Raw genomic sequence first — 16,079 nt, 5'->3', positions numbered from 1 at the left:
AAAAGGGGTAGCGCATGACAATATATAATATAAACTTTGGTATAGGCTGGGCGAGTAGCGGTGTTGAATATGCACAAGCTTACCGTGCTAAATTATTGAGACGTACAAATCAAGACACTAAATTTGTGTTTTTAGATTTTATACAGTCAGAGAACATACAGACATTAACGCAAAACATTGGGTTTGAAGATCAAGAAGTTATTTGGTTGTATCAGTATTTTAGTGATATTTCTATAGCACCAACAACGTACACGTTAGATGACATTGAACGTGAGCTTGGTCATGATATTAGTTTTAGAGAAAGAAATGGTAAGATAGTCCGCCTATATTTTAATGGGAAATCATCATTTGTAACATGTTATCTGCAAAATGAGCAAAAAGACATTGTGGATCGTGCAGAATTTGTAATTAATAGTATGTTAGTACGTAAAGATTTTTATAGTTATACACGCATATTTTCTGAGTATTATGCACCAGCTGATAATAAAGCGAAATTATATATGCGACAATTCTATAATGAAGATGGTTCCATCGCTTATAACGAATATATTGATGGAGACAGCTCTATATATGTGTTTGAAGATGCGGTGTTGTATAACAAAACGGAATTTATTGCATACTTTTTACAACGATTGAATTTAACCCGAGACGATATTGTCATATTAGACCGCGCTTCTGATATTGGTCAGGCTGTTTTGCAGCATAAAGGTGATAGTAAAGTTGGTGTTGTGATTCATGCTGATCATTATAGTAATAATATGATGAGTGAGCAGCATATACTATGGAACAATTATTATGAATATCAATTTTCAAAAGCTAAATACATTGATTTCTTTATTACAGCAACAGATATTCAAAATCATATGGTTTGTCGACAATTTGAGCAATATCAAGGTTATCGCCCACGTGTTTATACTATTCCTGTGGGAAGCATTGATGCATTATCATATCCAACATTATCAAGAAAGCCATATGCGATGATTAGTGCATCTCGTTTAGCAAATGAGAAACATATTGATTGGCTTGTCAAAGCAGTTATCGTGGCTAAACGACAAGTGCCAAAATTAACATTTGATATTTATGGAGAAGGTAGCGAGAAGACGCGACTGCGTAAAATTATTGATACACACCGCGCGCAAGATTATATTCGTTTACTAGGGCATGTTAAACTTGATGAAATTTATACTGATTATGAGTTATTTCTTTCTGCATCAACTAGCGAAGGTTTTGGATTAACACTAATGGAAGCGGTAGGCTCAGGACTAGGTATGATTGGATTAAATGTGAATTATGGTAACCCAACCTTTATTCGAGATGGGGAAAATGGCTACTTGGTACCTTTTGATACCGATGAAGATAGTGTGGATGATGTTGTCGCAAAACTAGCTCATGCCATTGTAATGTATTTTAACGATGGTCCTCAGACACCACATGACATCTCTTATGAAGTGGCACAGCAATTTATGACTCAAGATATTATTTTAAAATGGGAAACATTAGTTCAAGAGGTGCTGTATGATTAAATTATTTGATTACTTTAACGATCATTCACGAAAGTTATATGAGTCTTTTAAAGCCAGTAAGTTGGAAGAAGATTTAACAATTGTACTCAATGACAATGGCTTTTTACCGGACGATGTTATATCACCGTATCAATTTTTTGCAGATAATCATAATACAGAAAATATGAAACCACGATTTTTTAATCAGGTTACTGTACCAGCTTTTTGGGAAATTAAAGGTAACAACAATTCGGCTACAATTAATGATATGGGACGTCTACGAGGCAAAATATTTTATCAAAGTGGAGAGCGCCCTAGAATTGTTAGTCGTGTCGAATGGTTTGATGACCAACAACGTGTCCGATTTGTCGATTATTATTCTAAGAATGGTATTAAATTTGCACAAACTGTTTACGATTTAAATCGTAAAGCGATCTTGAAGAAATATATGACAGCAGAGGGTAAAGAAGTGATTTATGAAAATTTTGTAACATCTGATGTCATATTAGATTGGCAAGGGAAGTCTTACTTTTTCCCTTCAAAGCTCGCATTCGTATTATTTTTTATCAAGCAACTTGAAATTACGGAACATCATTTCGTTATTAACTCACTAGCCCTACCATTTTCAGTGTTATATAATTTGCCATCAAATGGTAGTGATGTTTTGGTATGGCAAGAACAGTGCGATGGTAATGTCCCAGGAAATATGCAATTGATGTGTAAAGGTGATATGAAACGACATTGTAATATTATTATTCCAGATAAAAACGAATATGAAACGATGCTCAATATAGCAGACGCAAAGGTTCAATCTCGTATTTTACAAGGCGGATATCTATATAATTATCGTAGTCGTAATAGATATACTAAAGAAATTGTAATATTAACTAACTCGGATCAACTTCGTAACATCAAGGTATTGGTTGAAACTTTACCAGATTTTAAGTTTCACATCGCTGCTATTACAGAGATGTCTGATAAGCTAATGCAACTTGATCAATATGCTAATGTGCACTTATACCCATCTATTAATATAGACAGGGTAAATGAACTATACCAGTTATGTGATATTTATCTTGATATCAATGAGGGTAATGAAATTTTAAATGCGGTGGAACAAGCGTTTGACTATGAGTTGTTGATTTTAGGTTATCGTCAAACAGCACACCATGCTAAAGTAACACTATCAGAGCACTTATTTGAGCATAATGATGAGATAACAATGGAAAGTAAAGACCAATTAATACAAATGTTAGAAAGTTTGAAAGATCAACAACAGTTTCGAGATGCTTTATTAGCACAAAAAGCACATGCACACGAAATCTCGCGTGAACAATTCGAGCAAGTTTTTAAACAGGCGCTCGAAAGCTAAAAAGAAAAAGCAGTCTAAAATAAAGCATCATTTAATATAAAAGATTTGACGTAATATGATGTTAGCGACATGGACAATATGATATTACGTCATGCTTTTTTGGTTTACTTAAATATAAGCTAAGTAATAAGTGGATAATTACTAACAACAATAACTAGATAGATAAGTGTAAATTTCTTGTAAACAGGTATATAATAGTATGTAATTCTTTTAAGGAAGTAAGTGAGAAAGGAGTATGTTGATGGCTAAATATCGAGGGAAACCGTTTCAATTATATGTAAAGTTATCGTGTTCGACAATGATGGCGACTAGTATCATTTTAACGAATATCTTGCCGTACGATGCCCAAGCTGCATCTGAAAATGATACTGAAATTTCAAAAGAGATATTATCTAAGCAAGATTTATTAGACAAAGTTGACAAAGCAAATCGTCAAATTGAGCAATTAAAACAGTTATCGGCTTCATCTAAAGCACATTATAAAGCACAACTAAATGAAGCGAAAACAGCATCGCAAATAGATGAAATCATAAAACGAGCTAATGAGTTGGATAGCAAAGACAATAAAGGTTCTCACATTGAGATGAACGGTCAAAGTGATATAGACAGTAAATTAGATCAATTGCTTAAAGATTTAAATGAGGTTTCTTCAAAGGTTGATAGGGGTCAACAAAGTGGCGAGGATGATCTTAATGCAATGAAAAATGATATGTCACAAACGGCTACAACAAAACATGGAGAAAAAGATGATAAAAATGATGAAGCAATGGTAAATAAGGCGTTAGAAGACTTAGACCAATTGAATCAGCAAATACACAAATCGAAAGATGCATCGAAAGATACAGCAGTGTCTACAACAGATAATAAAAATGAAGTAGCTAAAACGCCAAATAATGATGGTTCTGGACATGTTGTGTTAAATAAATTTCTTTCAAATGAAGAGAATCAAAGCCATAGTAATCGACTCACTGATAAATTACAAGGAAGCGATAAAATTAATCATGCTATGATTGAAAAATTGGCTAAAAGTAATGCCTCAACGCATCATTACACATATCATAAACTGAATACATTACAATCTTTAGATCAACGTATTGCAAATACGCAACTTCCTAAAAATCAAAAATCAGACTTAATGAGCGAAGTAAATAAGACGAAAGAGCGTATAAAAAGTCAACGAAATATTATTTTGGAAGAACTTGCACGTACTGATGATAAAAAGCATGCTACACAAAACATTTTAGAAAGTATATTTAATAAAGACGAGGCAGATAAAATTCTAAAAGATATACGTGTTGATGGTAAAACAGATCAACAAATTGCAGATCAAATTACTCGTCATATTGATCAACTATCTCTGACAACGAGTGATGATTTATTAACGTCATTGATTGATCAATCACAAGATAAGTCGCTATTGATTTCTCAAATTTTACAAACGAAATTAGGAAAATCTGAAGCAGATAAATTGGCTAAAGATTGGACGAATAAAGGATTATCAAATCGCCAAATCGTTGACCAATTGAAGAAACATTTTGCATCAACTGGCGACACGTCTTCAGATGATATATTAAAAGCAATTTTGAATAATGCCAAAGATAAAAAACAAGCAATTGAAACGATTTTAGCAACACGTATAGAAAGACAAAAGGCAAAATTACTGGCAGATTTAATTACTAAAATAGAAACAGATCAAAATAAAATTTTTAATTTAGTTAAATCGGCATTGAATGGTAAAGCGGATGATTTATTGAATTTACAAAAGAGACTCAATCAAACAAAAAAAGATATAGACTATGTTTTATCACCAATAGTAAATCGTCCAAGTTTACTAGATAGATTGAATAAAAATGGGAAAACAACAGATTTAAATAAGTTAGCAAGTTTAATGAATCAAGGATCAAATTTATTAGACAGTATTCCAGATATACCCACACCAAAGCCAGAAAAGACGTTAACACTTGGTAAAGGTAATGGATTGTTAAGTGGATTATTAAATGCTGATGGTAATGTATCTTTGCCTAAAGCGGGGGAAACGATAAAAGAACATTGGTTGCCGATATCTGTAATTGTTGGTGCAATGGGTGTACTAATGATTTGGTTATCACGACGCAATAAGTTGAAAAATAAAGCATAATTATATTGGGGGAAGAGCATCTATATATTTTTTTAAGTATATAAGACGTCTTATTTCCCCCTTAAATTATTGTGAAGTATATGCAAAATGCAATGAATAGATTGTCCATCATTTTAACGTTATAATGAATTTAACGACTTAGAACTACACAAGTAAAGGAGAATGAAGATGTCTCGAAAAACGGCGCTATTAGTTTTGGATATGCAAGAAGGTATAGCGAGTAGTGTACCTAGAATAAAAAATATTATTAAAGCGAATCAGAGAGCAATTGAAGCAGCAAGACAACATCGAATACCAGTCATTTTCATACGTTTAGTGTTAGATAAGCATTTTAATGATGTCTCCTCGAGTAATAAAGTGTTTTCAACAATTAAAGCTCAAGGATATGCGATTACTGAAGCAGATGCATCTACACGAATACTTGAAGACTTAGCACCACTAGAAGATGAGCCGATTATTTCTAAGCGACGCTTTAGCGCATTTACAGGTAGTTACTTGGAAGTTTATTTACGTGCAAATGATATTAATCATTTAGTATTAACGGGTGTCTCTACAAGTGGAGCTGTATTGAGCACGGCATTAGAAAGTGTAGATAAAGACTATTATATTACTGTTTTAGAAGATGCTGTTGGTGATAGATCAGATGATAAACATGACTTTATTATTGAACAAATTTTATCACGCTCATGTGACATTGAATCCGTAGAGTCATGGAAAAGTAGTTTATAGTTAATATAACGTCAATTAAAGCTCGGCAGTAATGTTTGAGAATAAGTACATTTGCTCATATTTATAAAATGTGTGAGATGGCAATTGAAACGGATATGATGAGGAACATTTGAACATAAAATAATATATTTATATAAAATGACCCGAGGCGTTCGAACTGAATGCCTCGGGTTTAATTGAATAAGAAATCGGACTTATGAACAGAAATATGCTTAAGTCCGAACTCCTTGTTTATACTTATAAATTTTACGGGTTTAATATAATACTTATTTACCTGTAATATATGATAATTCTTCAGCGGCAGATGCGTTGATAGTTCTATGAGAAATGATACCTAATCCTTTAACATTGGATTCTGAAATAACGATAGAACCATCACTGTTAACTTTTTCAACAAATGCTACATGACCGTAATGTTGATCTGCACCAAATTGTCCAGCCTCAAATACAACAGCAGCATGACGTTTTGGTGTATGACTTACTTGATAATCACGGTATTGAGCTCGATTATTCCAATTATGTGCATCACCTAAATCACCTGAGATAGATGTACCAAATTGTTTCATACGGTTATATACGTACCAAGTACATTGGCCATGTGGATATGGCATACTATCAGATACCTCGCGGAAAGGTTTGAATTCATCTGATGAATCATCATAATCCTTGATAGAACGTTCATATTTATCTAAATCTGGCATGCGTTCATCGTCAAACTGAGTTAATTGATAGTGTTTAATAATACTGTTTAATTTCTTAGCATAGTTTGGATCTGTAGCATACGTTTTAGATAAGTGTGATGTTGCATCTTTATAAGAATCGGCTTCCGATTTCCATGTTGGTTTATAAATTGTTCGATTGCCATCAATACCATTTTTAATAAGGTCAGAGTAATCTTTTAGTGATTCTTTCGTGCTTGGATATTTTCGGAATCCAGCATTAATACTATACAATTGATTACCATCAGCTTCTAATGTGTTAAAAGGAACAGAATTCCCTTCAAAAGCCCCTTTGATACCGAATAAATTATGGTTTGGTGACTTAGCTAAAGCACTACGACCTGAGTCAGATTCTAAGATTGCTTGGGCAATCATGACAGACGCATAAATATCGTTATCTTGACCAATACGATGTGCATCTTTAGCAATTGATTTTACAAATTGACGTGTATCTTTTGAGTCAACAACGTTAAATTGTCCACTATCATCATTGTTAGATATACTAGGATCTGTTTCGAATAATGATGTTGCACGTGTATCCTTTTGATTAACATCGTTATTGAATGATTGAGCAGGTTTAGATTTATGTTTCAATTCATCTTGTGTTGGTAACTGTGGATTCTTTGTATTAGATTTTTCATTTTTGTCTTTTTTAGATTGAGATGCGTAATCTTTTTGTGTTTTCTTTGCATCTTCACTGTATTGATCCAAAATAGAGTCTAAAGCCGAATCTGACATTGATTGATTATCTTTCGATGAAGGTTTTTGATTTGCTTTATCGTCACTTGCTGGTTGACTATTTGATTGATTTGGTTGTGTTGGCTTTGGCGAATTTGGTTGCTTATTAGATGTATTTGGTTTTGTATTGTTTGATTTAGGTGCTTTTTGATTGTCTGCTTTATCTTGTTTAGATGATTGCGTATCAGTGTCATTTTTGATGCTATTGTCACTGTTTTTATTCGAATCATTTGTTGACTTTTCACCATTACGAGGTTGTTCGTAATCAGAAATATCCGAATTTAAATTGAACAAGTTTTGGATTAAAGTTGTTAATGAGTAATTATCATCGTATTTATTTTTGGTTAGCAATTGGTTTATATTGGTTTGTGGTAAATTCTTATAAATAAAATCAATGATATTGTTAGAGTCTGAAGTGCTGTCGTCTATAGTTTTAAATTTTTTGTCGTTATTGTCTTGGTTACTTGTATTATTGTTGTCTGCTTTATCAATATCTTTACTTGTAGTATCCTTAGAAGTTTCATCGTCATTAGATTTTTTTGAATCATGAGATGTTGTCTTAGCTGTAGTATCTTTTTGAGGTGTGTCAGCATAAGCGGTAGGTGAAACTAAAGTAGGTAATACGAGCGTAGTTGATAGCAAATAAATTAAAATTTTATTTTTAGGCATATTTCGTATTCTCCCTTGAAAAATATAATAATTAAGTGTGATAATAAACTATGATTTGTTATAATTTATCGTATGCTGAAAATAGTTGATAGGTATCAATCGACTAAATATCTTCCAGTAAATTGATTATACTAATTCACAACGCAAAAATAAATTAATTTACAAAAAATATATAAAAAATATGAATAATTCCTACATAGGAGTGTGACAATGAAGAACGCATTTAAATTATTTAAAATGGATCTGAAGAAAGTAGCTAAGACGCCAGCTGTGTGGATTATCTTAGCAGGCTTAGCTATTTTACCATCGTTCTACGCTTGGTTTAACTTATGGGCAATGTGGGATCCATATGGCAACACGGGACACATCAAGGTCGCAGTCGTTAATGAAGATAAAGGCGACACAATCAGAGGGAAAAAAGTTAATGTCGGTAATACGATGGTTAATACACTCAAGAAAAATAAAAGCTTTGATTGGCAGTTTGTAAGTAGAGAGAAAGCTGATCATGAGATAAAAATGGGTAAATATTTTGCAGGTATTTACATCCCATCTAAGTTTACACATGAAATTACCGGGACACTACGTAAGCAGCCTCAAAAAGCAGATGTAGAATTTAAGGTGAATCAGAAGATTAACGCTGTTGCGTCTAAGCTAACAGATACTGGTTCGTCAGTTGTCGTTGAAAAAGCGAATGAACAATTTAATAAAACAGTAACTCGAGCATTATTAGAAGAAGCTAACAAAGCAGGTTTAACTATTGAAGAAAATGTGCCGACAATTAACAAGATAAAAAATGCGGTATATTCAGCAGATAAAGCTTTACCTAAGATTAATGACTTTGCGAATAAAATTGTATATTTGAATAACCACCAAGCGGATTTAGATAAATATGCGAATGATTTTAGAAAACTAGGAAATTATAAAGGTGATATTTTAGATGCTCAGAAAAAATTAAACGAAGTCAATGGTGCTATTCCGCAACTTAATGAAAAGGCTAAGTTGATATTAGCTTTAAATAATTATATGCCGAAAATTGAAAAAGCGTTAAATTTTGTAGCTGATGACGTGCCAGCGCAGTTCCCTAAAATTAATCAAGGACTTAACATTGCGAGTCAAGGTATTGATCAAGCTAATGGACAGTTAAATGATGCCAAAGGCTTCGTCACACAAGTTAGAAGTAGAGTCGGTGATTATCAAGATGCAATTCGACGCGCGCAAGATTTAAATCGAAGAAATCAGCAACAGATTCCTCAAAATAGCGCGGCGAACAACGAAACATCAAATAGTGCACCTGCAGCTGGTAATGGTGTAGCACCAACGCCACCAAGTGGCGATACTGCACCAAATAGTAATAATGCGCCTGTATCGACTACACCACAAAGTACAAGCGGAAAAAAAGATGGTCAAAGTTTTGCAGATATAACAACAACACAAGTCAGCACAGCTAACGAGAACACACAAAACATTACAGATAAAGATGTTAAATCAATGGAAGCGGCATTAACGGGCTCTTTATTATCATTATCAAATAATTTAGATACCCAAGCGAAAGCCGCACAAAAAGATAGTCAGGCATTACGTAATATTTCGTATGGCATTTTAGCATCGGACAAGCCTTCTGATTTTAGAGAGTCTTTAGATAATGTTAAGTCCGGTTTAGAATACACAACTCAATATAATCAACAATTTATCGATACATTAAAAGAGATTGAGAAGAATGAAAATGTTGATTTATCAAAAGAAATTGATAAGGTAAAGGCAGCTAATAATCGAATTAATGAATCATTAAGGTTAGTTAATCAATTAAGCAATGCATTAAAGAATGGTAGTTCAGGAACTGCTGAAGCTACTAAATTACTAGATCAACTGTCAAAACTAGATTCATCATTATCATCATTTAGAGATTATGTTAAAAAAGATCTTAACAGCTCTTTAGTATCAATATCACAACGTATTATGGATGAATTGAATAAAGGGCAAACGGCATTGTCTAATGTTCAGTCTAAGCTAAATACAATTGATCAAGTCATCAACAGTGGTCAATCTATTTTAAAAAATGGTAAAACACGTATCGATCGTTTACAAACAGTATTACCAAGTATTGAACAACAATACATTAGTGCTGTTAAAAATGCTCAAGCAAACTTCCCGAAAGTGAAAAGTGATGTAGCGAAAGCAGCTAACTTTGTACGTAACGATTTACCACAGTTGGAGCAACGTTTAACCAATGCGACAGCAAGTGTGAATAAAAATTTACCAACGTTATTAAATGGTTATGATCAAGCGGTAGGATTACTAAATAAAAATCAGCCACAAGCGAAAAAGGCTTTATCAGATTTAGCTGATTTTTCTCAAAATAAATTGCCTGATGTTGAAAAAGATTTGAAAAAAGCGAATAAAATTTTCAAGAAATTAGACAAAGATGATGCAGTCGACAAATTAATCGATACACTTAAGAATGATTTGAAAAAGCAAGCGGGTATTATTGCAAATCCTATTAATAAGAAGACTGTTGATGTTTTCCCAGTTAAGGATTATGGTTCAGGTATGACACCATTCTATACTGCACTGTCGGTATGGGTAGGCGCACTCTTAATGGTAAGCCTATTAACTGTTGATAATAAACATAAGAGCTTAGAGCCAGTGTTAACGACACGACAAGTATTCTTAGGTAAAGCAGGATTCTTTATAATGCTTGGTATGTTGCAAGCACTCATTGTATCGGTTGGAGATTTGTTAATCCTAAAAGCAGGGGTTGAGTCACCTGTATTATTCGTACTTATAACGATTTTCTGTTCGATTATTTTCAACTCAATCGTATATACGTGCGTATCATTACTTGGCAACCCAGGTAAAGCCATTGCAATCGTATTGCTTGTATTACAAATTGCAGGTGGTGGAGGAACATTCCCAATTCAAACTACGCCACAATTTTTCCAAAACATTTCGCCATACTTACCATTTACGTATGCAATTGATTCATTACGTGAAACAGTAGGCGGTATTGTTCCGGAAATCTTAATTACAAAATTAATTATATTAACGTTATTTGGCATAGGATTCTTCGTTGTAGGTTTAATTTTAAAACCTGTAACAGATCCATTGATGAAGCGCGTATCTGAAAAAGTTGACCAAAGTAACGTTACAGAATAAAAATTAAATCCACACATTAGGGTTATAGCTCCTTAATGTGTGGATTTTTATGTTTTTAGACAGAAGAGATAGTAATTTCTGTCTTTTATGGGACGGGTGTTATCATTGCTATTATCCAGGATGACTTACTATAGCACTAATATTACCGACAAAGTGAATATCCTCGTCTTCCGTAGTTAAAATAAAGCTAGAACCTTTTTGGATGTCATAGTGCTTATCGTTTACTGTTAAAGTACCAGTACCATCGATAATTGTAACCAAGCAATAAGCATGTGGTTTATTGAATTTTAAATCTCCATGAATATCCCATTTATATATTGCAAAATATTGATTATCTACAAATTGATTTACAGTGTGTGTGTCGATGTGAGTTGTTATAGGAGTAGTATTTGGTTCATGATTGCCTAATTCAATCACATCTTTACTTTGCTCTAAGTGCAAGTCACGCAATTGACCATTTTGATCTCGTCTATCATAGTCATAAATACGGTATGTCGTATCGGATGATTGTTGTGTCTCTAAAATTAAAATACCCGAACCAATGGCATGGACAGTGCCAGCAGGAACATAATAAAAGTCACCGGGCTTAACAGGTATACGTTTGAAAAGACTGTCAAATTCATGATTATCAATCATGTCGATTAACGTCTGTTTATTATGTGCATGTACGCCATATATAATTTCAGCACCTGGGGCTGCATCTAAAATATACCAACATTCTGTTTTACCTAGTTCGCCTTCGTGTTTTAAAGCGTAATCATCATCTGGATGAACTTGAACAGATAATTTATCATTGGCATCTAATACTTTAGTTAGCAGAGGGAAACTATCTCGTGAATCATTATCGAATAATTCACGATGTTGTGACCAAAGTTGATCTAGGGTCATATCCTTGTATGGACCATTGATAATTATATTAGGACCATTTGGATGTGCAGAAATTGCCCAGCATTCACCAGTTGTTTCATTAGGGATATCATAGTTAAATGCTTTTAATGCATGACCGCCCCAAATTCTGTCTTTAAAAACGGGTTGTAAAAATAATGCCATAGTTAAAACTCCTCTATATTTTCATTAATAAGTTATAAATTTCTTTAGTACTGTTTGCATTAATTAGTGATTGGCGTGTCTCATCATTCATTAACGCTTTAGATAAGCGTTGAAGTATTTTTAAATGTGTATCCTGACTGTTGTTTGGTACGGCAATTAAGAATATCAATTGAGGTAGACTACCATCTAGACTTTCCCATTTAACACCATGATTATTTTTCATAACAGCTACAATCGGTTGTTTTACAACATCAGACTTTGCATGTGGAATGGCCACGTTCATGCCAATAGCTGTCGTAGACTCCATTTCACGTTCTAGGATCGCATTTTTTAAATGCGATGTGTGCTCTACATAACGGCAAATTTTAAGTTTATGAATCAACATATCAATTGCTTCGTTACGAGACATGTCGTGATCAGTAATTATCATAGTTTGTTGATCAAAAACATGAGAAGGTTTATTGAGATGTGAATGTTTCGCGGTGTTATCGACATTGTCAACCTCTGTATCATGTTGTGTTATATCTGTATCATGAAGTTGCGTGTGTTGCGCTGGTGCATCTACTGCTATAACTGGTGTATTGCGTTTTAATAATAGTACAGTAATCATTGTGACAAGACTACCTACTATCACTGCAAAGATAAACCATAATATATGATCAATACCACCTAATACAGCCACGATTGGACCTCCATGTGCGACTCTATCGCCGACACCACCAATGGCTGCAATGACTGATGCAATCATTGCACCAATGATGTTTGCAGGTATAATGCGCAATGGATCTTGCGCTGCGAAAGGAATAGCACCTTCAGTAATACCAAATAGTCCCATAGTGAAGGAAGCCTTACCCATTTCTCTTTCAGAATGATTGAATTTATACTTTTGAACAAACGTTGCTAAACCTAAACCGATTGGTGGTGTACATACAGCAACTGCGACCATACCCATAACGGCGTAATTACCTTCAGCAATAAGTGCTGAGCCAAATAAAAATGCTACTTTGTTTACTGGACCGCCCATATCGAAGGCGATCATCGCACCTATAATCATCGCAAGTATAATAATATTAGCACCTTGCATACTTTTTAACCAGGTTGTTAATGCCTCAAAAATATTAGAAATTGGTGCACCGATTAAAAATATAAATATCAATCCTACAACGACCGATGAAATAATGGGAATAATAATGATAGGCATAATTGGTGCCATTGCTTTTGGAACTTTAATATCTTTAATCCACTTTGCGATATAACCTGCTAAGAAACCAGCAACAATACCACCTAAAAATCCTGCGCCTGCATCACTGCCATAAAAACTACCGTCAGCAGCGATAGCGCCGCCAATCATACCAGGAACAAGTCCCGGCTTGTCAGCGATACTAACAGCGATATATCCAGCTAGTATTGGAACCATAAATTTAAAGGCTAAACTACCAATGTTTTCAATGGGTTTCCAAAATGAATCATCTGGGATGACTAATCCTTTTGATGTCGTTTCACCGCCTAGAGTCAGCGCGATGGCGATAAGGAGTCCACCAACTACGATAAAAGGAACCATAAACGATACACCGTTCATTAAATGTTGATACACCATTTGAATACCACTTTTAGACTTATCGCGATCTTTCGAATAATAATTTGTTTCAGATTGATAAATAGGCGCATCTTGATTAATGATACGTTGAATTAGACCTCTCGGATTATGAATCCCTTCGCGAACATTTTCATTAATCAACCGTTTACCAACAAATCGGGACAGATCAACTTGTTTATCAGCTGCAATTATGACACCGTCAGCTTCTTCGATGTCTTGCGTAGTTAAAACATTTTCAGCACCAACACCGCCCTGTGTCTCTACTTTAATATCCACACCCATTTCTTTTGCTACCTGCTCAAGTTTTTCTTGAGCCATATATGTATGTGCAATGCCATTTGGGCACGAGGTAATAGCTACAATTTTCATAAAATCATCTCCTTTTCTATATTGTAAGCGCATTCTCGATACTAAAAAAAAGAATAATTACCGTTACTAGTGGCAATTATTCTTGTAAGTATTCAAATAACTGTTGCTTTAAACTATGATCATCTAAACTACATAAATGGTTCACTGAATCATCATCCAAGTTAGCAATTAATTGCATCATTTGTTTTGTAAAAGCTTTGTCTTTATGCGAAATCGCTAAGAAAAAGACAAGTTTGACATCGTGTTGTCGCCAAGGAAAAACATCTTTTGTACGAAAAATAAGCACATGTGATTGTAAAACTTTTTCAGGATCTCCATGAGGAATCGCCATAAAATTACCTATGTATGTAGAAGATGATTTCTCACGCTCTAAAGCTGATTCGATATATCCTTCTACAATCGCATGATGTGCTTGTAATATTTTTTGAGCTTCTTCAAAAATTTGCACAGTATGTCGTGGTTTTTGTTCAGTATTTACGACAAGGAAATTGACAGTGTCCATATGATGATGTGCTTGAACCGGATTTTGCTTTTGCTTCACAACGTGTCTGATTTTGTGACGGTCATCTTCAGAAAATAATGGTGCAACCTTGATAATCGTTAGGTGCTTAGGAAGTATGTTTAGCGTTTGTTTTGGAATATCATGGGTCGTTATTAATAAATCTACATTGTCAAAGTGATAGTGTGTTATATTTTCTAGTTTAATCGTATTTATCACTGACAACTCTTCGGATAAGTTATTTATTTTAGTTTCTAAAAAATTCGACACACCTAGACCATAATAACAAGCGATGACTACATTTAATTGTGTTTTGGTACGACGCTCGATGGCAGCTTGAAAATGAATGGTTAAAAAGGCAATTTCATCTTCGCTCATCTCTATATCAGTATCAATTGCTAATTTATCAATCGCTTCAAAAAGTGTGTTAAACACAAAGGGATAGAGTTTTTTAATCTCTATAACTAAAGGATTGTTTAAATAAATGTTTTGAGTGATACGTAAATATGCTTTACTAAAATGATTATATAAATTTTGTTGTAAAATCGAATCTTCATTGAAAGGTACATGAATATGTTGCTGCATCAATTCGATTAAGCGATCAATATAACTTTGTATAAATATACGTTCTATGCCAATATCGAGTTTATTAAAATGATAACCAATAAAGAATGAAAACATATTGATTACTTTTTCGTTCAAGTCATAACCTAATCTTTCGTTGATTTGCTTAATGCAAGATTGAGATATCAATTTTGCATCGTGGTTTAACGTGTCTAGCTCACTTAAAGATTGCTTACGTTTAATGATTAAAATGAGATGAATTAAAAGCTGTTGTATTTGAATATCAGTTGTTTCAATACTATGTTGTTGAAGTGTCTCTTGTATAATATGCGAAATCATCCTTTGGTGTGAATCAGGTAATTCATTTAAAATTAGGTCTTCAACATGTACATGCCCTGATGATAATTGATTTAAATGGATGATGGCATTAGTGATATCATTATCTGTTCCATCGACCACAATACCTTGTTTTTTCTTGATTGTTAAAGCGATATTAAATTTTTGACACCATTGTTGAATTCGAACGAAATAGTCGTTGAGCACAGTTTTAGATAATAGATAATCTTGCTCTAGTTGTTGCAATGTCTGCGATTTATTGTGCATTAGCAGTTGATACGCCATAGATAATAATAGTTTTTCTTTATATGATTGAATATGCGTGTAACGTTCAGTTATCGTTTCTAAGGTATACTGCGATGTATTTAATTGATATCCTTTAGATTTAATACTTACGATGATATCATCCATAAAATTGCTATTGATAACATGGATATCATTGCGAACTGTGCGGTTTGAAACATTGACATGTTCAGCAATTTCATTAGAACTAATGTGCTTTGATGGATTTTTAATAAAAAACTGGAGTAGTTTTAAGTGTCTATCAAGCATTTAACATGTACCTCCTTTCTAAATTTTCCGTGTAAGCGTTTTTAAAGGTGTATTAATATTATTAAACATGAGAGCTTATACATACGTCAATGA

9 protein-coding genes are annotated in these 16,079 nt (G+C 33.7%); 5 read left to right on the top strand and 4 right to left on the bottom strand.

Going from position 1 to position 16,079, the window contains the following annotated elements:
* Window positions 1-14 precede the first annotated feature (14 nt).
* The 4 genes from gtfA (at window position 15) to ACXQH5_RS07890 (ending at window position 5,740) form a co-directional block, all read left to right on the top strand.
* Window positions 15-1,523 (top strand): accessory Sec system glycosyltransferase GtfA, encoded by a 1,509-nt coding sequence (gene gtfA, locus ACXQH5_RS07905; RefSeq protein WP_000158407.1) that lies wholly within the window; start codon window positions 15-17, stop codon window positions 1,521-1,523.
* Window positions 1,516-2,874 (top strand): accessory Sec system glycosylation chaperone GtfB, encoded by a 1,359-nt coding sequence (gene gtfB, locus ACXQH5_RS07900; RefSeq protein ID WP_000593160.1) that lies wholly within the window; start codon window positions 1,516-1,518, stop codon window positions 2,872-2,874. Before gtfA ends, gtfB begins: the two co-directional genes overlap by 8 nt.
* Window positions 2,875-3,115: 241 nt before the next feature.
* Window positions 3,116-5,011, top strand: coding sequence for a cell-wall-anchored protein SasF (sasF, locus tag ACXQH5_RS07895; RefSeq protein WP_001151903.1), 1,896 nt, complete (start codon window positions 3,116-3,118; stop codon window positions 5,009-5,011).
* Window positions 5,012-5,179: 168 nt separating this feature from the next.
* On the top strand, window positions 5,180-5,740 hold the full coding sequence (locus tag ACXQH5_RS07890) for a cysteine hydrolase family protein (RefSeq protein ID WP_000088195.1): 561 nt from the start codon (window positions 5,180-5,182) through the stop codon (window positions 5,738-5,740).
* Window positions 5,741-6,006: 266 nt separating this feature from the next.
* On the opposite strand, the gene ACXQH5_RS07885 is transcribed toward ACXQH5_RS07890, so the two are convergent.
* A complete protein-coding gene (locus ACXQH5_RS07885; protein WP_001125615.1) occupies window positions 6,007-7,866 on the bottom strand; it encodes an amidase domain-containing protein in 1,860 nt (619 codons plus the stop codon).
* A 210-nt stretch (window positions 7,867-8,076) separates the two neighbouring features.
* Here ACXQH5_RS07885 and ACXQH5_RS07880 point away from each other — a divergent pair, with 210 nt between their 5' ends.
* Window positions 8,077-11,019 (top strand): YhgE/Pip family protein, encoded by a 2,943-nt coding sequence (locus ACXQH5_RS07880; protein WP_458067105.1) that lies wholly within the window; start codon window positions 8,077-8,079, stop codon window positions 11,017-11,019.
* 111 nt (window positions 11,020-11,130) lie between these two features.
* Here the strand turns inward: ACXQH5_RS07880 and manA are convergent, their stop codons facing one another.
* From manA to ACXQH5_RS07865, 3 genes are all read right to left on the bottom strand, one after another.
* On the bottom strand, window positions 11,131-12,069 hold the full coding sequence (gene manA, locus ACXQH5_RS07875) for a mannose-6-phosphate isomerase, class I (protein WP_001173194.1): 939 nt from the start codon (window positions 12,067-12,069) through the stop codon (window positions 11,131-11,133).
* A gap of 13 nt (window positions 12,070-12,082) precedes the next feature.
* A complete protein-coding gene (locus ACXQH5_RS07870; RefSeq protein WP_000706126.1) occupies window positions 12,083-14,035 on the bottom strand; it encodes a fructose-specific PTS transporter subunit EIIC in 1,953 nt (650 codons plus the stop codon).
* Between the two features lie 76 nt (window positions 14,036-14,111).
* Complete coding sequence (locus ACXQH5_RS07865; RefSeq protein WP_000887010.1) at window positions 14,112-15,986, bottom strand: BglG family transcription antiterminator; 1,875 nt, start codon at window positions 15,984-15,986, stop codon at window positions 14,112-14,114.
* Window positions 15,987-16,079 lie beyond the last annotated feature (93 nt).

This window comes from Staphylococcus sp. SA22, from assembly GCF_054165785.1.
The sequence above is the reverse complement of the archived record's forward strand: the minus strand, read 5'-3'. Positions and strand labels throughout refer to the sequence as shown.

Bases quoted from the DNA above. Each gene is read 5' to 3' on its own strand.
- gtfA (WP_000158407.1), top strand. From the start codon at position 15: ATGACAATATATAATATAAACTTTGGTATAGGCTGGGCGAGTAGCGGT.
- gtfB (WP_000593160.1), top strand. From the start codon at position 1,516: ATGATTAAATTATTTGATTACTTTAACGATCATTCACGAAAGTTATAT.
- sasF (WP_001151903.1), top strand. From the start codon at position 3,116: ATGGCTAAATATCGAGGGAAACCGTTTCAATTATATGTAAAGTTATCG.
- ACXQH5_RS07890 (WP_000088195.1), top strand. From the start codon at position 5,180: ATGTCTCGAAAAACGGCGCTATTAGTTTTGGATATGCAAGAAGGTATA.
- ACXQH5_RS07885 (WP_001125615.1), bottom strand. From the start codon at position 7,866: ATGCCTAAAAATAAAATTTTAATTTATTTGCTATCAACTACGCTCGTA.
- ACXQH5_RS07880 (WP_458067105.1), top strand. From the start codon at position 8,077: ATGAAGAACGCATTTAAATTATTTAAAATGGATCTGAAGAAAGTAGCT.
- manA (WP_001173194.1), bottom strand. From the start codon at position 12,069: ATGGCATTATTTTTACAACCCGTTTTTAAAGACAGAATTTGGGGCGGT.
- ACXQH5_RS07870 (WP_000706126.1), bottom strand. From the start codon at position 14,035: ATGAAAATTGTAGCTATTACCTCGTGCCCAAATGGCATTGCACATACA.
- ACXQH5_RS07865 (WP_000887010.1), bottom strand. From the start codon at position 15,986: ATGCTTGATAGACACTTAAAACTACTCCAGTTTTTTATTAAAAATCCA.